A 19111-nucleotide genomic window follows, 5' to 3' on the forward strand; every position below is an offset into this window, starting at 1 on the left:
ACGGTAACGTGCCTCACCGTGACAGGTGGCAAGCGACAGTGGTGGATGTGGCCGCTCGCGGTGGTGGCCATCGCGCTGGCGGCGGCCCCGCTGGTGGAGTATTGGCTGACCAATCCGGACGACCAGCGGCTGGTCGACCTCGACGTTTACCGTACCGGCGGGCAGATGGTGCTGGAGGGGCGGCCGGTCTACGACTTCATGACGCCCGCGCCGCAGTTGCTGCCGTTCACGTACCCGCCGGTTTCGGCGCTGCTGGCCGTACCGCTGGCGATGATGTCGTGGACGACGGCGCAGTGGGTGTGGACGGCGGGGATCTTCGCGGCGCTGGCCGTCACCGTGTGGTTCTCCTTCAGGCAGGCGGAGGTCGACCGCAGGCCGCTGCTGTTCGCGGTGGCGATGGTCGCGTGCACGTACCTGATGCCGATCCGCGACCAGGTACGGTTCGGGCAGGTGGACATCCTGCTGGTGTCGCTCTGCGTGGCCGACTGCATGGCGAAGCGGCCGTGGTGGCCGCGCGGGTTCCTGATCGGAGTGGCCACGGCGGTCAAGCTGACGCCCGGGGTGTTCCTCGTCTATCTGCTGATCACCCGGCAGTGGCGGACGTTCTGGGTGGCCACGATCGTGACCACGTTGCTGACCGTGCTGCCGCTGCTGGTCATCCGTGAGGACACGCTGCAGTTCTGGTTCTCCGCGCTGCTCGACCCGGAGCGGCTCGGCTCGAACGCCGCGACCACCAACCAGTCCATGCGGGGCATGCTGCTGCGGTTGTACATGAACGACACGGTGACGTCGGTGATCTGGCTCGTGGTCGTCGCGGTCGTCGCGTGGTACGGCTTCCGCGGCGCCTACCGCGCCTACCAGGCCAAGGACCCGCTGACGGCGGTCGCGCTGGTCGGGCTGATGGCGGTGCTGCTGTCGCCGGTCGCGTGGATCCACCACCTGGCCTGGGTGGTCGTGGTGCTGGGGGCGATCGTCGGCGACGGCCGCGACCGGGTCAGGCTGTGGGTGGCCGGTGGGGTGTGGCTCTATTACGTGCTGCCGATCCCCTGGTGGGGGGTGTCGCTGAAGGCGCTGGAGATACCGGTGCTGAGCCCGGTGCTCGGCAAGATCGTGCAGAACGCCTTCGGGCTCGGGGCCCTGGTGCTGGTGTGGATCCTCGCCTCGTGGTTGCCCAAACGCCGCGAGAACCTTGCCTGATTGATTACCCTCGGTACCGTGGTCGTTACCGTATGGGTCATGGTCGGCTTCGTCGCCGGCATCAGCGGCGTCGTCATCGGCTATGTCGCGCTCAGGCAGGCCAGGCTGGCCGTCCAGCACTATCAGCACACACTCGCCCGGCAGAGCGAGGCCGGGGTGGGCGATCTCAAGGCCATCCGCGACGTGGCCGTGTGCCGCTACGACGCCCTGGAGGAGATGACGGGGCGGCTGTCGTTCTCCGTCGCGATGATCAACGCGCTGGGCGACGGCATCGTCCTCACCTCGATCAACGGCCGTTCGGAGACCCGCACGTATGTGCGGCCCGTGGTGGGCGGCAAGGGGCAGCAGCCGCTGGCGCCCGAGGAGGAGGACGCGGTCCGCGCGGCCAGGCTCGGACTCGGGCCGGTTGTCGAACCGCAGGTGGCACGCCGTTGAGCTGGCTATCCTTGGGGTATGGCCAAGCTCGCTTATCTCGGCCCCGAGGGCACCTTCACCGAGGAGGCCCTGCGGCTCATGGAGCCGGACGCCGAGCGTCTGCCCTGCCCGACGGTGGCGGCGGCGCTCAACGCCGCGCGCTCAGGTGAGGCCGACGGCGCGGTCGTCCCCCTGGAGAACTCGCTGGAGGGCGCGATCACCACGACGCTCGACGAGTTCGCGTGGGGCGATCCGCTGCTGATCACGGCCGAGGTGCTGCTGCCGGTGCGGTTCTCGCTGCTGGCGCGGCCGGGCACCGAACTGGTGCACATCAAGCGCGTCTACTCCCATCCGGCGGCGATCACGCAGTGCCGGGGGTTCCTCAGCCGCGAACTGCCCGACGCGGTCGTGGTGGCGGCGCCGTCCACGGCGGCGGCGGCGCAGGAGGTGTCGCTGCCGGGGTCACCGTACGACGCGGCCATCGCGGCGCCGATCGCGGGCGAGCACTACGGGCTGGTGGAGGTCGCGGCCAACATCGGCGACCGGCCGGACACGATGACCCGGTTCGTCCGGGTCGGCCGTCCCGGCACGCTGCCGGAGCCGACCGGGGCCGACCGCACGACGCTCGTGGTGTTCCTGGCGGACGACCATCCGGGCGCGTTGCTGGAGATGTTGACCGAGTTCTCCGTGCGCGGGGTCAACCTGACGCGCATCGAGTCGCGGCCTACCGGGGATGGTATCGGGCGATATTTCTTCCACTTCGACCTTGAGGGGCATGTGGCGGACGCTCGGGTGGGGGAGGCTATCTCCGGGTTGCACCGGATCTGCTCGGAGGTGCGGTTCTTCGGCAGCTATCCACGCGCCGACCGTGTGTCACCGCAGATCAAGCGCGGCATGGACGACTCCGACTTCACCGAGGCGGCCGCCTGGCTGAGCCGCATCCGCGCAGGCGACGTGTAACCGACCGCACGGATGCACATGTCCGTCGTGTGCTTTCGTGAGCAACCGCGCGGCTGCGCGATCGGCGCCGGCAGCAGGCGCCGGCAGCAGGCTCCTGCGGGGGCGCAGGTGCGCATCCTGGGGCCGGGCGGGCCGGACTTACGTGGCGCAGGCCGGACTTGCGTGAGCATCGTGCGGGTGCGTGGTCAGGGCTTCGGCGCGGCTGTGCCGTCAGGGCCTTCCAGCCATTACGGCAAGCCCTCTGGGCCCCACCCGCCGCCGTCGGTTGCCGGCCTCCAGGACACGCTCCTCCTCTCACCACACCCCACCGCGACGCCGCCCGGAGAACCTGCCCCTGATGGCCGGGTAGGGGTTTGCCCGAATGCCTGGTGGATGGCATGCGTGTGGACGGCATGCGTGTCGACGGCATGCGTGTCGACGGCATGCGTGTGGCGTCGATGGCCGTGCATCAGGCCCGTGGATCTGTGGTTTCCGACACCGGACCACGCCCGATCCACCACACAACACCTCATCGACGGCCGACACGCAGCTGTGCGTCCTTAGACTCCCTGACCAGCCGAACGCCTGGTCACGACGTGGGCACCGACATCGACGGCACACGCAAGACCCTGCTGCTGCGCTTCCAAGACTGCCCGACGCCTGGTGGGTGGCGGGGCGCTCTGGCGGATGTCGACAGGGCCCTCGCGTGTGGGCCACCGTATGTCGGCAGGGTCCCCTTGCGTGCCGACGGGCGAAGATCGATTCACACGCCACATCCGTGGACGTGACCGGAGGCCGGTTGCGTCCGCTCCCGTGGACGCAACCGCCTCCTGCGGGCGCGTGCCGAATGTCGGTGTGAAGAGGCGTCTCGGTCGGGTCTGTGAAACAGAGTCCAACGGGCAAACAGCGGATGTCTGGCCGGTGGCGACAAATGGCGGGCGAGAAAGGCGCGAAACCGGGGACCGAGCGGCATCCCTGTGCGGCGGGGAAGGCGTTACAAGTCTCCGCTACAGACAGTGAAGCCGTGCTGCCAGAAGTAGTGGCGTGAAGGCGCGACTTCGCGGGAGTGAATGGTGGGGTACGCGTGGAGATGGGGTTGCCGATCCGGCGCTCGACTATGAGCACTTAACGGATTCATTTCCGTTCACAGAGACGACCGGGATCCGGTGCCGAAAGTTGAGCTGTGACTCAGGTATGACCATCTGGCGAGGCACGATGGCCGCGGTGGGCCACGGCGCAGCTCGTGGGCGGCGCCGTGCGGCGAGGTGGTGGGCGGTGGTCTCGGCGCCGGCGGACGGCGCGGCAGGAGGGCACGGTGGCCGGTTATCGGGCGGCGTCACGGCGGGGAGGAGACGCGGTCGAGTAGCGCCCGCGCGGGGCGGGAGTCGCGGCGGCGGGAGGGCGTATGGGGGGCTTCGCCGTAGGGGGTGGAGGGGTGGAACCCACTACTGACGGGCTTTGCCGTAGGGGGTGGAGGGGTGGAACTCACCACTGACGGGCTTTGCCGTTGGGGCTGGAGGGGTGGAACTCACCGCTGAGGGGCTTTGCCTACGGGTGGAAACGGTGGAACTCGCCGCTCAGAGGGCTTTGCCGTCCGGGACAGAAGCGGTGGAACCCGCGACCGAGAGGGCTTTGCCGTACACGGAACCCTCCGCTGAGAGGGGTTGCTGGGCGGCTGGAGGGTGCGGTTTCCGTGAACGAGGGGGCTTGTTGTGGCAGCGGGAGGGTGGGCTTTGGCCGGGGGTGGGGAAAAGCGGCGGGAAGACGGCGCTCCCCCCGGTAGCCTTTAGGCGTGATTGACCTGCGTGCAGTTCGTGAGGATCCGAATCGGTTGCGGGAGTCGCAGCGGGCTCGCGGCGAGGACGACTCCGTCGTCGCCAAGCTGCTCGACCTCGACGAGCGCCGACGCTCCGCGCTGACCTCGTTCGAGTCCATGCGCGCGGAACAGAAGTCCATGGGCAAGTCCGTCTCCAAGGCGCAGGGCGAGGAGAAGCAGGCGCTGCTGCAGCGGGCCAAGGAGCTCGCAGCTCAGGTCAAGGCCGCCGAGGCCGAGGCCGAGCGGTTGGCGGGCGAGCTCGACGCGCTCGTGCAGGCGATCCCCAACATCGTCGATCCCGCCGCCCCTCACGGCGGCGAGGACGACTACGCCGTCCTGGAGACCGTCGGCGAGCCGCGCGTGTTCGACTTCGAGCCCAAGGACCACCTGGAGCTCGGCGAACTGCTCGGCGCCATCGACATGGAGCGCGGCGCCAAGGTGTCGGGTTCGCGGTTCTTCTTCCTGCGCGGCGTCGGCGCTCGACTCCAGCTCGGCCTGCTCAACATGGCGATGCAGCAGGCGATCGAGTCGGGTTTCGTCCCGATGATCACGCCGGTGCTGGTGAAGCCGGAGACGATGGCGGGCACGGGCTTCCACGTGGCCCACGACAAGGAGATCTACCGCCTGCCCGAGGACGACCTCTACCTCGTCGGCACCTCCGAGGTCTCGCTGGCCGGCTACCACGCCCAGGAGATCCTCGACGGCGGCGAACTGCCGCTGCGCTACGCGGGCTGGTCGTCGTGCTTCCGGCGCGAAGCGGGCTCGTACGGCAAGGACACGCGCGGCATCATCCGCGTCCACCAGTTCGACAAGGTGGAGATGTTCTCCTACGTCCGTGTCGAGGACGCGCAGGAGGAGCACCAGCGGCTGCTCGCCTGGGAGAAGGAGATGCTGGCCAAGATCGAGGTGCCGTACCGCATCATCGACACGGCGGCGGGCGATCTCGGCATGTCGGCGGCCAGGAAGTTCGACTGCGAGGGCTGGATCCCGACGCAGGGCCGTTACCGCGAGCTGACCTCGACCTCCAACTGCACCGACTTCCAGTCCCGGCGCCTCGCGGTCCGCTACCGCGACAAGGACGGCAAGCCGCAGCACGCGGCCACGCTCAACGGCACGCTGGCGACCACCCGCTGGATCGTCGCGATCCTGGAGAACCACCAGCAGGCCGACGGCTCGGTCGTGGTGCCGCAGGCGCTGCGCCCCTACGTCGGGCTCGACGTGCTGGAGCCCGCCAAGTAAGACGTGCTGGGGCCCGCCAAGTATCTCGACGTGCTGGAGCCCGCCAAGTAAGACGTGCTGGGGCCTGCCAAGTATCTCGACATGCCGGAGCCCGCCAAGTAATTCGGTGTGCCGGAGCCCGCCGAATGGCGCGTGCTCCGGCGGACGAGCGCGACGGCGGCGGCGCCGCAGAGTGCCGCCGTCGTCGGCGTGGTCCCGTAGTCGTCCGGTGTGCCTGCCGCCCAGTCCCGGAACGGCAGTGCCCCGGCGAACGCCACCAGTGCGCCGGTGGCGAGCACCTGCCACCAGGCCCGTCGCCCGATCCGCGCCGCTTCGGCCTTCACCACGGCGACGACGAGTCTGCTCGGCATGAGCGCCGCGCCGAGTGTCCACAGCAGTGTCGATGCCGCGTCCCGGAGAAACCGAAGGCGACCGTGAGCGGCGCCTCGATCCGCTCCGGCATCGGGCATGACCAAGCGAACGGCGGCTCCGCGCGTGCCCACCACGGCTCCGCCCGTGCCCACTGTGGGCCTGCCCATGTCCGCAGTGGTTCCGCGCGTGCCTGCGGCGGCGATCATCAGGCCGACGACGATTACCCAGATCCCCGGCCAGGTCGGCGGCCTGGAGTTCGCCGGTGATTGCGCCCGCGCCACACCAGGGAAGGCGCCCGCGCCGCACAAGGGAGCCGTACAACGGAAGGCGGCGGCGGTGGGCAGCACTCCGTCGCGGTGGAAGCCGGACCTGATCCAGGTGCCCCACTCGTCGCGCGCCACGGCGCTGGCCCGGTCGTCGGCGACCACGACCACGTGGCCGCCGGTCGTTCGACTGCTGCGGTCGCTGTCGGTTGTCGGCTGGACCAGCAGGAACCGTGAGGCCGGTTTCGAGGCGCCGAGTGCGCATTCCAGCAGTTTGTGGCGGGCCGGGTGGGGTCCCCCACGCGGTCCGCAAGCTCCGGCCCGCGTCGTCGGGCCGCAGCGCCCTGAGCTCGCGGCCGGTAATCCGATAGCAGCGCTGTGGCAGCCCTGGGACGCAGGACGAGCCGGTCGCGAACCTGGCGGTCCGCCGGTCGGCCTGCCGGATGGGACGGTCCCGTCAGGTGCGACCGTCATCCGTGGAGACGCCGACGGTCCGGTCGGGGCCATGACGACGAGCGCCCGGTCCTCGACGGTGACGCACTCGGCCACAGGCCGTGTGCAGGCGGTGGTCGCCGTCACGGCCACCACGGCCAGCCGTCACGGCCAGCACGGCCAAAGGGCCGCGAGAGTAAGGCGAGGGTGATCTGCCGACCTCTGGGGCACGGGTGATCTGCCGACCCCTTGGGCGAGGGTGATCTGCCGGCCTCTGGAGTACGCCCGGAGCGCGCGGCGCCGTACCCACCAGGCCGGAGCGAGCGGCGGCAGAGCCAGCGGGTCCGTGGAATCGACCAGGACGTGCGAAGGAGCCGCCACGCGGCCCAATACCTCAGCGGCGGCCTGTGCGTCCGTCTCCGTCGATTTCACGACCGCGAAGAGGGCTCCGGCGAGGACGGTCGCCGCCGGATCGGCACGGCGGAGGAGGGCGAGCGCCACGAGCGGCGCGGTCACGACCAGTCCCGCGACGTCGAAGCGCGCCGGTGACGAACCAGGCCAGGCGTCCTTGAGCAGGACAAGTCTTTGAGCAGGACAAAGAGGGAGGATCGCCGCGAACAGGGTCGCGGGGTGGCACGGCCGTGCGTACCTCATGCACTCCTCGACGGAGTGATTTGCTATGAAGTTCGATGATTGGCGTACTTTGAGCCACGCCCGTGATGGCCCTGTGATGCAGGACACATGAAAAGGGCGGAATCCGCTGGAAACGGATCCCGCCCTATCTCGCTAGCTCCAGGTCAGATAGCCCGGACCTGGGAGGCCTGCGGCCCCTTCTGGCCCTGCGTGATCTCGAACTCGACCCTCTGGCCGTCCTCAAGGCTACGGTAGCCGTTGCCCTGGATCTCGGAGAAGTGGACGAACACGTCCGGTGCACCGCCGTCCGGAGCGATGAAGCCGAAGCCCTTTTCAGCGTTGAACCACTTGACGGTTCCCTGAGCCATAAAAGCTCTCCCTCAGGATGTGAATCTTTGGGACCCGCACCTCGCGGATCCCGGTGTGTCGTACAGCAGCAACCCGGGGTGGCTCAGACAAAGTCATGCTGGTTTTCACTACGGGATCAGCTAATACAACGCCACCACATCTAACACCATTCGGCCGCCTTGGTGTTCCCTCGCTTGGAAGATTTCTGGTCAGCCACATCAGCGGGCAAACTGGAACCTGTTATGAAGATGCCCCGCCTTGTGGCCACTGACCTCGACGGAACCGCCCTGCGCTCGGACGGAACACTGTCTCCGCGCACCGTCGCCGCCTTCGCAAGAGTAGAGGAAACCGGGGCCGTACTGGTCCTCGTCACGGGACGACCGCCCCGGTGGATGTGGGACGTGGCGGCGGCCTCCGGCCACCGGGGCCTCGCGGTGTGCGCGAACGGCGCCCTCATATACGACCTACATTCCGAACAGGTTGTTGAATCCCACGTCATCGGCGTCGACGTGCTCCGGGAGGTCGTCGCTCAGCTTCGAGCGAACGTACCGGATCTCACATTTTCGGTCGAGTACGAAGGGGGTTTTGCGCATGAGTCAGATTTCCGGTCGGGGAGCCTGGACGGCGCCACCGGAAGCGGCCTGCGCGTCAGCGGGGGCACGCTGACCGCCCGTCCGTGCGTCAAACTGCTCGCCCAGCACCCGTCCATGGCTCCGGACCCGCTCCACGAGCTCGTCGACCGCCTGGTCGGGCGGCTGGTGACCGTGACGCACTCCAGCAGGCGGGCGCTGATGGAGATGAGCGCGCTCGGCGTGACGAAGGCCACAGCGCTCGCCCGCGTCGCGCGACGGTACGGCGTCGCCCCCGAAGAGGCCGTGGCGTTCGGTGACATGCCGAACGACCTGCCCATGCTCGGATGGGCAGGCAGGTCGTACGCGGTCGCCAACGCGCACCCGGACGTGCTCGCCGCGGTGGGCGAGGTGACCTCGGCCAACGACGACGACGGGGTCGCCCTCGTGCTGGAGAACCTCTACAGGTAGGACCTCTGACGAGTGAAGGCTCTTACAGGTAGGGGCCCGAGCCGTGGGGCTGCTGGCCCTCGGGCACGCCGGGCAGCGCCCTGCGCATCTGCTCAAGCTGCGCCCTGGCCGCCATCTGCTGAGCGAACAACGTCGTCTGGATGCCGTGGAAGAGCCCTTCGAGCCAGCCGACGAGCTGGGCGTGGGCGATGCGCAACTCGGCGTCGCTCGGCGGGGTGCCGTTGTCGTCGGTGAACGGCAGCGACAGCCGCTCCAGTTCCTCCACCAGTTCGGGGGCCAGGCCGTCCTCAAGCTCCTTGATGGAGGACTCGTGGATCTCCTTCAGCCGCTTGCGGCTGGCGTCGTCCAGAGGAGCCGCGCGGACCTCCTCCAGCAGCTGCCTGATCATGCTGCCGATGCGCATCACCTTGGCGGGCTGCTCGACCAGACTCGCCACCGAGCGCTCCTCGTCACCGTGGTCGCCCTGCCCCTGGAAGTCGGGGCCGACCACCACGATATGGGGGGTGTTGTTGTCCTCAGCATTCATAGCACTCACCGTACTAGCAGGATCTTGCCGACGTGTTCTCCCGAATCGAGCATTCGGTGCGCTTCCGCCGCCTCCGCCATCGGCACCTCGGCGTACACGACCGGGCGCACGGCACCCGCCGCGACCAGCGGCCACACGCTGCCGACGACGCCTCGGACGATGGCGCCCTTCTCGTCTGCCGGGCGGCTGCGGAGGGTCGTGCCATAGACGGCCGCCCGCTTGGCGAGCAGCGTCCGCAGGTCGATCTCGGCCTTGACCCCGCCCTGCAGTCCGATCACGATCAGCCGCCCGCCGGTCCGCAAGGCTTGAAGGTTCCTTGACAGGTATTTTGCGCCGACGATGTCGAGGATCACATCGGCCCGGACCTTCTCGGCGAAGTCCTCCTCGCGGTAGTTGATCACCTCGTCCGCGCCCAGCTCCCGCAGCCGTTCCAGTTTGTCCGCGCGACCCGCCGTCGCCACCACCCGCGAGCCGAACGCCTTCGCGAGCTGGACCGCCATCGTGCCGATCCCGCTCGCCCCGCCGTGCACCAGCAGCGTCTCCGAGCGGCGCAGCCTGCCGAGCATGAACACGTTCGACCAGACCGTGCACACCGCCTCGGGCAGCCCCGCCGCCTCGACCAACGACACGCCGTCGGGCACCGGCATGACCTGCTCCCACGGCACGGTCACCCGCTCGGCGTACCCGCCGCCGCCCAGCAGCGCGCACACCCGATCGCCGACCCTGAACTGCTCGACGTTCTCCCCCACCTCCGCGACCACGCCGGAGCACTCCAGCCCCGGGTACGGCGGCTCCCCCGGCGGCGGGTCGTACCGGCCCTGGCGCTGCATCACGTCCGCCCTGTTCACGGCGGAGGCGGCCACCTCGATCAAGACCTCTCCCCTCCCGGGACGGGGATCCGGCACCTCACGCCACTCCAGCACCTCTGGCCCCCCGGTGACGGGGATCACAATCGCTCGCATGCGAACCACGCTAGCCGGGCAAGGAACTTGAGGGTTGCCGAGGCCCGGCACATCCCTTGACGTTAACCTGCAAGGTATTTGCTGCCCCTTTACGCCCACCATAGGGAGAGCCACGGTGGCACGGCACGATCGCGAAGAGTCCCTGGAAGAGCAGTTGGCCTGGCTCGACGCCATCAAGGAGAGCGCCGAGACGCCGGTCGCCGTCAGCGCGACCGCCGAGCCCGCCGCCTCGGCCCCGGCCGAGGCGGGTGCTTCGCCGTACCCCGCCGACCCGTGGCTCGCCGTTCCCGCACAGGTGGAGACGCCGTCGTTCCGGGCCGCCGTCGACTCCGTGTACGGCACCGGGACCGCCGTCGAGGAGGAGGCCGCCGCGCCGCAGACCGAGGCGTCCGAGTACGTCGAGGCCGAAACGGAGCCCAACGCGCGCGGCATCAAGTTGTCGTGGCCGAAGGCGCCCGACTGGCCCAAGCCGGATGCCGACTTCTCGGCTTTCGCGCCCGAGACCGACGGGGAGCCGTTCCACGCGTTCGGACGTCCCGACGCCGAGGCACCCGAGGAGGTTCCGCAGGAGGCCGAGAAGGCCTACCGGGAGTCTGAGGAGGCGTTGCGGCGGGCCGAGGAGGTGCTGCGGAAGGCCGAGCAGCCGTTCGCGCTGCCCGACAAGCCGTTCTCCGCGCCGGAGTCGCTGTTCGGGCGGTCCGACGCGCCGTTCGCGCCGGTGGCCGAGCCGTACGAGCGGGCGGGCAACCCGTTCGACCAGGTCACGGACAAACCCTCGGCCAAGCCCTTCGCCGACGCGGACTTCGCGACCGAGGAGACCTTCACCCCGCCCTTCTCCGCCGAGAAGCCTCCGATGCCCGATCTCGGCAAGCCGTCGGACCGGGCTTTCGACCTCGATCCGCCCTCGGCGGCCGAGCGGGCGGCGCCTGATCCGGGCGACCGTCGGGCACCGGATAAATCACCTGATGTGGCGACACCGTTCTCTGCGGAGAAGCCCTTCTCCATGGACTTGCCGCTCCCAGGCGAGAAGCCCGCCCCGGCGTCGGGCTCGGACTCAGGGTCGGGTTCTGGGTCGGCGTCGGCTTTGGGTTCTGCGTCGGCGTCGGCTTCGGTGGAGAACCCTCTCACCTCGGACAGGCCGAGCCTGCCCGACGTACGGCCTTCCTCGCCGGATGTACGGCTGGCCGCGTCCGACGTACGGTCTTCCGCGCCCGAGATGAGGTCGCCCGCATCCGAAGTACGGCCCGCCGCGCCGGAGAGGCGCTCGTCCGCGCCGTCGTTGTCGCCGGAGCCGAGGGTCGAGTCCCGGATGGAGGTACGCCGCAGGCCGGCCCCCGTGCCCGTTTTCCCCGCCCCGCCGCGACCGCCGATCACCGGTCGGCCGAACGTCGACAGCCTCGACCCAGAGAGCCTGCTGCGCGGACGCAGGAACGCGCCGTCGAAGGGCTGGCGCCGCCTCGTGTACAAGGCGTCGGGCGGCTGGATCAAGCCCGGCGAACCCGCCGAAGTCCGGCGCCGCCGTGAACTGCTGTCCAGGGCCCGTACTCCGGTCGCGACCGGGCACCACCGCGTCGCCGTACTCAGCCTGAAGGGCGGGGTCGGGAAGACGACGACCACGGTCGGGCTGGGCGCGACGCTGGCGCAGGTGCGCGGCGACCGGGTGATCGCCGTCGACGCCAACCCCGACCGGGGGACGCTGTCCGACAAACTGGAGCTGGAGACGTCGGCGACCGTGCGCGACCTGCTCAACGAGCGCGACCAGGTCAAGAGGTACGTGGACATCCGGGCGTTCACCTCGCAGGCGCCGTCCCGGCTCGAAGTGCTCGCCTCCGATCGCGACCCGTCGGTGTCCGAGGCGTTCAGCGGCACCGACTACCAGGCCGCCTCGCAGGTGCTGGAGAACTTCTACTCGATCTGCATCACCGACTGCGGCACCGGGCTGCTCCACTCGGCCATGGGCGGCGTGCTCGGGCTGGCCGACCAGATCGTCCTGGTCAGTTCCCCCTCCGTCGACGGGGCCAGGGCGGCCTCCGCGACGCTCGACTGGCTGGAGGCCCACGACTACGGCGACCTGGTGCGCGACGCGACCGTGGTGTTGTGCAGCGTCCGGCCCCGGTCGAAGTCGGCGGTGGACATCGGCAAGCTGGAGGCCCATTTCGCGGCGCGGTGCCGGGCGGTGGTGCAGGTGCCGTACGATCCGCACCTCGACGAGGGCGCCGAGATCGACCTCGACCGGCTGCAGGAGGCGACCCGCGAGTCCTACCTCCAACTCGCCGCGTACGTCGGCGACGGGTTCGCCGGCCACTTCACCGACGAGTGACGATGCTCCTCCAGATCGTCGTGTGCGCCGCCGGGCCCGCCGGGGACGTCGGCCGCCTCGTCGCCCTCGCCCAGGACGCGGGCTGGACCGTCCAGGTCGTCGCGACCCCGTCGGCCCTGGACTTCGTCGACGTGCCCGCGCTCGAACGGCAGACCGGCCGCCCTGTCCGCAGCAAGTACCGCAAACCGAACGAGCCCAAGCCGCCGCGCGCCGACGCGATCGTCGTCGCGCCCGCCACCTACAACACGGTCAACAAGTTCGCCCAGGGCATCGCGGACACCTACGCCCTCGGACTGCTCGCCGAGGCCCCCGGGCTGGGCATCCCGGTCGTGGTGCTGCCCTTCGTCAACAGCGGCCTGGCCGCTCGCCCGCCGTTCCGCCGCAGCGTCGAGGAGTTGCGCGCCGACGGCGTACGAGTCGTCCTCTGGCCCGAGCACCAGGACCCGTGGGCCCGCGCCCTCGCGGAACTGACGACCGACGTGTGACCTTCAGCTTCGGGCGATGATCCGGCGAGCGGCCGCGAGTTGCCTGTCCTTGACGGCCTTCAGCACCCGGAACTTCTCAGGGTCGGCACGCACGGCGTCGTTCTGGATACGGGTCTCGGCCGCCGCCCACACGGCTGTCAGGCCCGTCTCCTCCTTGCACCGCACGTCCACCCGGGCCGCCCGGATCTCCTCCGCCGAAGGCTCCCGCGTCTGCCAGCGCTTGTCGGTGATCGCCGCCAGCGGATCCGGATAGTCGAAGCCCTCCCCCGCCATACACGTGCTCCACGAGCGGAACACCCGGACGACCTGCTCATCCCGCTGAGAGGCGTCGAAAGACGCGAAGATGACCTTGTTGAAGAAGGCGGCGTCGGCTTTCGGAGCGCCCTTGACCATGTCGGCGCGCGCCTGGCTCAGGCACTGTCCGACGGCCTGTTGCACATTCGGCGGTGCCGCCGACGCACGGTCGAGGTCCTTGGTCTTGCGGGCGGTCACCCCTGGACTCTGCGGCGCCGTGTGGTAGCCGAAGACGGCGGCGACCTGCGGCTCGATGACGCCGTAACGGCGCCGGTGCGGCGGAGCGCTCTCGCTGTCGGCGGGACCGGGCAGCGCCTCCCACGCCTGGCCGCGCGCCCGCATGCAGTCGCGAACGAGGAAGTCTTCCGCGACCTCCCGGGTCATGACCTCGGCCGGGCTGAAGTTGTAGACGTCGAAGGGGAGCGTGAGCCGCCGCGCTTCCTCCCCCGGCGGCAGCCACGACTGCGGCGGTTTCGGCGGCGCCTCCGCCTGCGTGGCCGTACACGCGGAGGCCGCTCCGGCGAGGAGGGCCAGTGTCAAGGCCGTGCTGTATCGCCGGAGCGGCATATTCATTTCCCTGGGACGGTGATCATGGTTGTCTCGCGACCGCCGAGATCAAAGCAGGAGCGAAGATGTCTTGTTGTCGAAGCCGTTGTCCGTCAGGTCCCCGTCCCGGCTCTCGGGCGCCGCGCTGTAGCCGTGCGACCCGGCGCAGCTCGAACGGTCGTAGAACCACACCGAACGGTTGTAGGTGTTCTTGTGAGAGCTCGCCCAGTTGCCGAACCCGGATGGGAGGTTCGAGCAAATGGACTGCCGGAGTGACATCTCAAGGTAGGTGCGACCGGTGAACCAGTCGTTCTCGTACAGACAGATCCGGTTGTCGGCGCAGTCGGCGGCCGTGGAGACGTCACCGGTCTCATGGACGGTGACCACAGCCTCCTCAATCGCCTGGACAGGCGGCTTGTCCGCGGCCTGAGCCGCAGGGCCGATTCCGGCGAATCCCACAGTGGTGAGCGAGAGCGCGCCGACGAGGAGAGCTATTCTGCGCTTCATGGCATTCCCTTCGTTGACCTACGGGCAAGGTGTTCAGCGCGTGACGACGCGCACGGTCCGGGGGATGACGATGACGGATGCCCTGATGAAGCCGGCGATTTCTGGCCCGCCGATGCCGTACATATGTACATTGACTGACGGAATTTCCTGCCGGGAAACCGGCCACCGTCTCACCCCATCAGCTTCTTCAGGACTTCAAGAAGCTGATCATGAAACTAACCCGCAGCGCGATGGCCCGTCAAGATTAAATGCCTCCGTTGAATCCGCAGGCATGAGCGATTCCGCCACCATTCGCGGAAATCCTCATGATGAAGGATTCCGCCGTGACCCACGGGAATATCAATACCGACGGCATATACAGCCGCAGGCCACCCGTGACCCGACCTCGTTGTGATCGCGGACGCCCGTTCGGTGGCTACTGACCGGCCCCGGACGGGCGAACCGTCGACAGCGCGCAGGATTCGCGACGGCGGTATCACGTCAATCAGTCGTCCATCTCGCCGCCGGACAATGCGGCGTATGGCTTCCACCACCGCAAGCACCGTCCTCGGCTGGCTCACCGCCGGCGCCAGTTGCCTGACGATGGCCCCTCTTGTCTACGGCCTGATCGCGTACGAGAACATGTGGAGCGCGCAGACCTCCGGCGCCTATGGACTGATCGCCCTCGTCTCTGTGCTCCTGGCCATCCCGTCCTTCGTCCTCGGACTGCTCGGAATCGGCTTCGGCATCGCGGCACTCAAGGAAGGCGCGCACACGGGCCTGATCCTCTCCGCCGGAAGCCTGGTCGTTCTCGCGGTGGTTCTCGTCCTCGCGACGCGATAGGCACAGCCGCATGCACAAGGAGGAACGGTGCACACCACACTCGTCGTCATCTACACCGACCGGCCACCGGCGGTCTCCGGCTCGGTTTCACGACCACCGCCGGCGCCTTCGCACCGGGGCGCCATCTGCTGACCGACCCCGACGGACGCATCATCGAACTGCGGTCACCGCGTGAAAGAACAAAGATCAGGCGGAGGGTATGGGATTCGAACCCATGAGACCATCGCTGGCCTGACCGCTTTCAAGGCGGTTGCACTCGTCCACTATGCGAACCCTCCCGGTACGCGCACACCACCTTAGCGGCTCGACGCGCCGAAGGCAGCGGTCACCGGGCGGACCCGAGCTGGCCGAGCAGCCACTTCGGCCCGACCGTCTCGGCGCCCAGTTCGCTGACCCGTTCCTTCAGCCCCCGGTCGGCGGTCACGACCCGCACGTCCTCCCAGAGTGGCAGCCGCCGTACCAGCTCGACGATCGCATCGTCCCCGCTGTGCTCGGCCGCGACGACCTCGACCGCACCCTCACCGGCGGCGTTGCGTGCGGCGCCCTCGACGACGGCGACGATCCGGGGCCGCCACCCGGCCAGCAGTGGATGGACGAAACCGTCGGCCCCCGCCACGTCGCGCAGCAGCCTGCCCGCCGCGCCCTCGCGGTCGCGCCACCAGCCGTGCTCGGCCCTGGCGCCGACGATGTTGGCCACGTCCAGGACGACCGTCACGGGCGTGACCACCTGCCGGATGTCGTCCCACGTCTCGGCGAAACCCGGGTGGAGTTCGTGGCCGGCGACCTCGGGCACCGGCAGCCAGAGGAGTTCGTCGCTCTCGCTGTTGGCGGGCACGGCCGCGATGCGCTCGACGGCCTCCGCGAGGACGGTCTCGAAGCTCCAGCCGTCGTGGTCGTCGACGTACACGCCGCGTACCCGCAGCACGTCGGGCGGGATGCCCGCTTCCTCCCGCGCCTCACGCAGGGCGCTCGCGACGGCGTCCTCGTGGCTGTCGCGGGCTCCGCCCGGCAGCCCCCAGGTGCCGCCGTGGTGGCTCCACCAGGCGCGTTTCTGCATCAGCACGTACGGCATGCCCTGCTCGTCGTGGTGTACGGCCAGCAGTCCGGAGGCTCCGTAAACGCCCCAGTGCCGGTGCCCGCGCCCGCAGCGGGCCCATCCGTCCCCATCCTTGGCTGCCATGATCTGAGTGTGTCAGCCTCCGCCCTCGGTGTCGGGGTTCAAGCCCTGACCTGCGTCAAAGCATTCTAACTCCGACAGCGGGGGCAACGGCGGCCGGGATGATCAGTCGCTTGAGGCGCGCGACCGCATTGGCGAATCGCTCATCGTCCGCGTGGGGGTTCCGCGCCCTGCCGCAGAAATCAGCGCCCGACCTCGGTCACCTTTTCAGGATTTATCCCGCTTATTCAGGCGATTGCGTCGCCGATTATCCTGGCGTCCATTGATTATTGACAGTCACACATGGGCAGACCCAGAGGGCCCAGCGGTATCGCCGTAGAAAGTAGGCACCATCGTGCACATCAACCGCAAGCCCGCGACCCGCGCCGTCCTCACATCCCTGGCCATCGTGGTCGCGGTCTGCGGCAACCCCGCTCTCCCCGCCCAGGCGGCCACCGGCTTCCTGATGATCAACAATGAATGGCTCATGCATCCACACGAAGGATGCCACAACTACAATTCGCCACTAATAAACGCCAAAATTCTGAACAACCTCAAAAACCACGCAATCGTATCTATCAATTCGAAACACAATTGCACGGGAATCATCACCCAGCACATATACGTCGATGAGATGTACGTGATCCCCAGCGTGCCCTCCTTCATGGTGGGCACACCCGTGAACTGATTCACGGGAATCGACCCGCACGCGATTCACGCGTTCGACGTGCGCGACCTCGACGGCTCACCTCAAGGTGCTGTTCGCCCGCCTGTCCCGCGCGGCCGGGTGGCACGCCGACGTAGAAGTCGCCGGGACCGGCTGGCGGGCGGACACTCTGGCGACCCATCCGCAGACCGGACGCAAGATCGCCTGGGAGATCCAGCTCTCCCCAGCCAGCCTCGCCACCCTGCGACGCCGCACCGAAACAATGGCTCGCGACCAGGTGGCGACCTGCTGGATCAGCACCGAACTCACTCCCTGGCTCGGGGAACTGCCCTCTATCCAGATCCGGCACGTCGCCCGCGAGAATCTCGCGTCCGCCTACGAGGTCATCGACGGCCATCGCCGCTACGATGCCGACACCCACTCCTGGCAGAACCCCGGGCCCATCGAACTGGGCGCCTTCGTCGCTGCCGTGCTGAGCGGCAACCTGGTCAACATCCCGGTTCCCCGTCACTGCGCGCCGCACTTCCCCGGCCTCTACGGCCCGAGCCGTCGGCCCGGAAGCCGCGTATGGACTACCCCGCGCTACGCCGCTCAGTTCGCCCAAAGATCCAGCGGGTAGACCTACAGCCTTCCGGATGGCGCGACTCGACAGCCACGATGACCACGACGTTCGCTTGTTCTTGCCATCGCAGCAACACGTCACGCTGGCCAGACAACGGCTTCTGCTGATCAACCTGCGGATACTCTGTGTCATTCCTCGGGGACGACCGCGAGGGTGTTGCGCCGGACCGGGTCGGTTGACATCGTCACCGAGTGCTCGCTGTCGGCGTACTTTTTCAGGAACGAGGCGTCCACGGCCTGGTTCGTCTTCTTGTCGTCGGCGGGGACGGGCACGAAGCGCACGTTCTTCTCCACACCGCCCGAGGAGATGTGTCCCCGGCCGGTCTGCAGGGCGGGGCCATACCACTTGCCCTGGGTGCCGTTGAAGGAGCGGATGAAGATCCGGTCGCCCACCGGCACCGACCAGATGTCGACGGTCTTGGGGGTGGTGCCGTCGGGCAGTGTCACCCCGATGGTGAAGTAGGTCTCGGCGTTGATGCGATCCAGCTCGTCCTGCGTCCAGGCGCTCATCGTCTCGTTCTTTGTCCGTTCTTGGTGGTGGTCGTGGTCAGCGCACTGCTGATCACAGGTGGGAGGCGAAGAACGGCCCGAGTTCGCCGACGGCCTCGGCGACCTCTTTCTCGCCGTCGTAGAGCGACATGTGGTTCGCGCCCTCGACCACGTGGAAGCTCTTGTCGGAGCTCGCCGCGCGCTCGTACAGGTCGTCGCTCATCCACTTCGACCCTGCCTGGCTGCCCGCGATCAGCAGCAGCGGCTGGGTGAGGAACGCCTCGGCCTTGTGGAAGGCGTCGTAGGTGATGATCTGCGACAGGCTGCGCGTGGTCATGAAACCCGGGGCGTTCGGGTGCTCGCAGCGGGGCGTGTGGTAGTACTCCCACGCCTCTTCCAGCTCCGCGTTCGGGGCGTCTTCCTTGCGCATCGGCGCGAGCGGGAACCGGTTTGTCCTGCCCGGCCGCGTCCGTGGTGCGGGACTGGGCGGCTTGGACGAGCACGGGGGCGGCGTCGGCGTCCTTGACGGAGCCGTCCCAGCCGTTGCGGAACATCTGCCCGATGTTGACCATGCTCACCGTGCCGACGGCCTTGATCCGCGGGTCGTCGATCGCGGCGTTGGCCGTGTAGCCGGCGCCGGCGCAGATGCCCATTGCGCCGATCCGGTCGTCATCGACGTAGTCGAGGGTTGTGAGGTAGTCCACGACGGCGCTGACGTCCTCGGTGCGGATGTACGTGTTCTCGAGCTGGCGCGGGCTGCCGGTGCTCGCTCCCTGGAAGGAGGCGTCGTAGGCGACGGTGACGAACCCGTTGGCGGCGAGCTCGCGGGCGTACAGGCCCGCGGTCTGCTCCTTCACGCCGCCGCCCGGGTGGGAGACGACGATGGCCGGGTACTTCTTGGATTCCTCGAAGTCCGGCGGCATGTTGATGACGGCGGCCAGCGTGGTGCCGTAGCCGTTGTGGGTCTTGATGTCGATGTTCTTGCTCACGATGATTCTCCTGAGGCGATCGGTGCATCTCCGACTCACCAAGCGTGCGACGCGC

At 68.6% G+C, this 19111-nt stretch carries 21 protein-coding genes, 1 tRNA gene and 1 pseudogene; 12 read left to right on the forward strand and 11 right to left on the reverse strand.

Annotation, left to right across the window (positions count from 1 at the left end):
* Nucleotides 1–18: 18 nt before the first annotated feature.
* The 4 genes from ABD120_RS37390 (at nucleotide 19) to serS (ending at nucleotide 5605) form a co-directional block, all read left to right on the forward strand.
* Entirely contained in the window at nucleotides 19–1197 is a 1179-nt protein-coding gene (locus ABD120_RS37390) for a glycosyltransferase 87 family protein (RefSeq protein ID WP_343955110.1), read from the forward strand.
* An 18-nt stretch (nucleotides 1198–1215) separates the two neighbouring features.
* On the forward strand, nucleotides 1216–1632 hold the full coding sequence (locus tag ABD120_RS37395; RefSeq protein WP_343955111.1) for a DUF4446 family protein: 417 nt from the start codon (nucleotides 1216–1218) through the stop codon (nucleotides 1630–1632).
* Between the two features lie 18 nt (nucleotides 1633–1650).
* A complete protein-coding gene (gene pheA / locus ABD120_RS37400) occupies nucleotides 1651–2571 on the forward strand; it encodes a prephenate dehydratase (protein ID WP_343955112.1) in 921 nt (306 codons plus the stop codon).
* Nucleotides 2572–4342: 1771 nt separating this feature from the next.
* The gene (gene serS, locus ABD120_RS37405) at nucleotides 4343–5605 is read left to right on the forward strand and encodes a serine--tRNA ligase (protein ID WP_343955113.1); all 1263 of its coding nucleotides are present in this window, start codon (nucleotides 4343–4345) and stop codon (nucleotides 5603–5605) included.
* Here the strand turns inward: serS and ABD120_RS37410 are convergent.
* Entirely contained in the window at nucleotides 5569–6390 is an 822-nt protein-coding gene (locus tag ABD120_RS37410; protein ID WP_343955114.1) for a hypothetical protein, read from the reverse strand. The two genes, serS and ABD120_RS37410, sit on opposite strands and share 37 nt — an antisense overlap.
* A 624-nt stretch (nucleotides 6391–7014) precedes the next feature.
* Here ABD120_RS37410 and ABD120_RS37415 point away from each other — a divergent pair.
* Nucleotides 7015–7200 carry a hypothetical protein gene (locus ABD120_RS37415; RefSeq protein ID WP_343955115.1) on the forward strand — a complete coding sequence of 62 codons (186 nt, stop codon included), beginning with the start codon at nucleotides 7015–7017 and terminating at the stop codon, nucleotides 7198–7200.
* Nucleotides 7201–7448: 248 nt separating this feature from the next.
* Here ABD120_RS37415 and ABD120_RS37420 read toward each other — a convergent pair whose 3' ends face one another.
* The gene (locus tag ABD120_RS37420) at nucleotides 7449–7652 is read right to left on the reverse strand and encodes a cold-shock protein (protein ID WP_219534920.1); all 204 of its coding nucleotides are present in this window, start codon (nucleotides 7650–7652) and stop codon (nucleotides 7449–7451) included.
* A gap of 240 nt (nucleotides 7653–7892) precedes the next feature.
* Between ABD120_RS37420 and ABD120_RS37425 the strand changes: the two genes are divergently transcribed.
* Nucleotides 7893–8672 carry an HAD family hydrolase gene (locus ABD120_RS37425; protein WP_343955116.1) on the forward strand — a complete coding sequence of 260 codons (780 nt, stop codon included), beginning with the start codon at nucleotides 7893–7895 and terminating at the stop codon, nucleotides 8670–8672.
* A 22-nt stretch (nucleotides 8673–8694) separates the two neighbouring features.
* Here the strand turns inward: ABD120_RS37425 and ABD120_RS37430 are convergent, their stop codons facing one another.
* Together ABD120_RS37430 and ABD120_RS37435 are read right to left on the reverse strand one after the other, a co-directional pair.
* A complete protein-coding gene (locus ABD120_RS37430; RefSeq protein WP_343955117.1) occupies nucleotides 8695–9198 on the reverse strand; it encodes a bacterial proteasome activator family protein in 504 nt (167 codons plus the stop codon).
* 5 nt (nucleotides 9199–9203) lie between these two features.
* A complete protein-coding gene (locus ABD120_RS37435; protein WP_343955118.1) occupies nucleotides 9204–10160 on the reverse strand; it encodes an NAD(P)H-quinone oxidoreductase in 957 nt (318 codons plus the stop codon).
* A 115-nt stretch (nucleotides 10161–10275) separates the two neighbouring features.
* Between ABD120_RS37435 and ABD120_RS37440 the strand changes: the two genes are divergently transcribed.
* Complete coding sequence (locus ABD120_RS37440) at nucleotides 10276–12480, forward strand: MinD/ParA family ATP-binding protein (RefSeq protein WP_343955119.1); 2205 nt, start codon at nucleotides 10276–10278, stop codon at nucleotides 12478–12480.
* A gap of 2 nt (nucleotides 12481–12482) precedes the next feature.
* Complete coding sequence (locus tag ABD120_RS37445; RefSeq protein WP_343955120.1) at nucleotides 12483–12965, forward strand: flavoprotein; 483 nt, start codon at nucleotides 12483–12485, stop codon at nucleotides 12963–12965.
* Between the two features lie 3 nt (nucleotides 12966–12968).
* Here the strand turns inward: ABD120_RS37445 and ABD120_RS37450 are convergent, their stop codons facing one another.
* Nucleotides 12969–13799 (reverse strand): hypothetical protein, encoded by an 831-nt coding sequence (locus ABD120_RS37450; protein WP_343955121.1) that lies wholly within the window; start codon nucleotides 13797–13799, stop codon nucleotides 12969–12971.
* A gap of 75 nt (nucleotides 13800–13874) precedes the next feature.
* Nucleotides 13875–14312: a peptidase inhibitor family I36 protein gene (locus ABD120_RS37455; RefSeq protein WP_343955122.1), complete on the reverse strand. Its 438-nt coding sequence runs from the start codon at nucleotides 14310–14312 to the stop codon at nucleotides 13875–13877.
* Here ABD120_RS37455 and ABD120_RS37460 point away from each other — a divergent pair.
* Nucleotides 14311–14706, forward strand: a complete 396-nt coding sequence (locus tag ABD120_RS37460; RefSeq protein ID WP_343955123.1) for a hypothetical protein — start codon at nucleotides 14311–14313, stop codon at nucleotides 14704–14706. The genes ABD120_RS37455 and ABD120_RS37460 overlap by 2 nt on opposite strands.
* 125 nt (nucleotides 14707–14831) lie before the next feature.
* A complete protein-coding gene (locus ABD120_RS37465) occupies nucleotides 14832–15134 on the forward strand; it encodes a hypothetical protein (RefSeq protein ID WP_343955124.1) in 303 nt (100 codons plus the stop codon).
* A 191-nt stretch (nucleotides 15135–15325) separates the two neighbouring features.
* Here the strand turns inward: ABD120_RS37465 and ABD120_RS37470 are convergent.
* Together ABD120_RS37470 and ABD120_RS37475 are read right to left on the reverse strand one after the other, a co-directional pair.
* A tRNA-Ser gene (locus tag ABD120_RS37470) sits at nucleotides 15326–15412 on the reverse strand.
* A gap of 47 nt (nucleotides 15413–15459) precedes the next feature.
* The gene (locus tag ABD120_RS37475) at nucleotides 15460–16314 is read right to left on the reverse strand and encodes an NUDIX hydrolase (RefSeq protein WP_343955125.1); all 855 of its coding nucleotides are present in this window, start codon (nucleotides 16312–16314) and stop codon (nucleotides 15460–15462) included.
* Nucleotides 16315–16645: 331 nt separating this feature from the next.
* Here ABD120_RS37475 and ABD120_RS37480 point away from each other — a divergent pair, with 331 nt between their 5' ends.
* Nucleotides 16646–16978 (forward strand): hypothetical protein, encoded by a 333-nt coding sequence (locus ABD120_RS37480; RefSeq protein ID WP_343955126.1) that lies wholly within the window; start codon nucleotides 16646–16648, stop codon nucleotides 16976–16978.
* A 67-nt stretch (nucleotides 16979–17045) separates the two neighbouring features.
* Nucleotides 17046–17576 (forward strand): hypothetical protein, encoded by a 531-nt coding sequence (locus ABD120_RS37485; RefSeq protein WP_343955127.1) that lies wholly within the window; start codon nucleotides 17046–17048, stop codon nucleotides 17574–17576.
* Between the two features lie 131 nt (nucleotides 17577–17707).
* Here the strand turns inward: ABD120_RS37485 and ABD120_RS37490 are convergent, their stop codons facing one another.
* The 3 genes and pseudogenes from ABD120_RS37490 to ABD120_RS37500 all read right to left on the reverse strand — a co-directional run.
* Complete coding sequence (locus ABD120_RS37490; RefSeq protein WP_343955128.1) at nucleotides 17708–18088, reverse strand: DUF2255 family protein; 381 nt, start codon at nucleotides 18086–18088, stop codon at nucleotides 17708–17710.
* 52 nt (nucleotides 18089–18140) lie between these two features.
* Nucleotides 18141–18497: an alpha/beta hydrolase gene (locus ABD120_RS37495; RefSeq protein WP_343955194.1), complete on the reverse strand. Its 357-nt coding sequence runs from the start codon at nucleotides 18495–18497 to the stop codon at nucleotides 18141–18143.
* A 130-nt stretch (nucleotides 18498–18627) separates the two neighbouring features.
* Nucleotides 18628–18990, reverse strand: a pseudogene (locus ABD120_RS37500) (alpha/beta hydrolase); the annotation flags it as partial.
* Between the last annotated feature and the right edge of the window lie 121 nt (nucleotides 18991–19111).

The organism is Nonomuraea longicatena (assembly GCF_039525605.1).
GTDB lineage: Bacteria > Actinomycetota > Actinomycetes > Streptosporangiales > Streptosporangiaceae > Nonomuraea > Nonomuraea longicatena.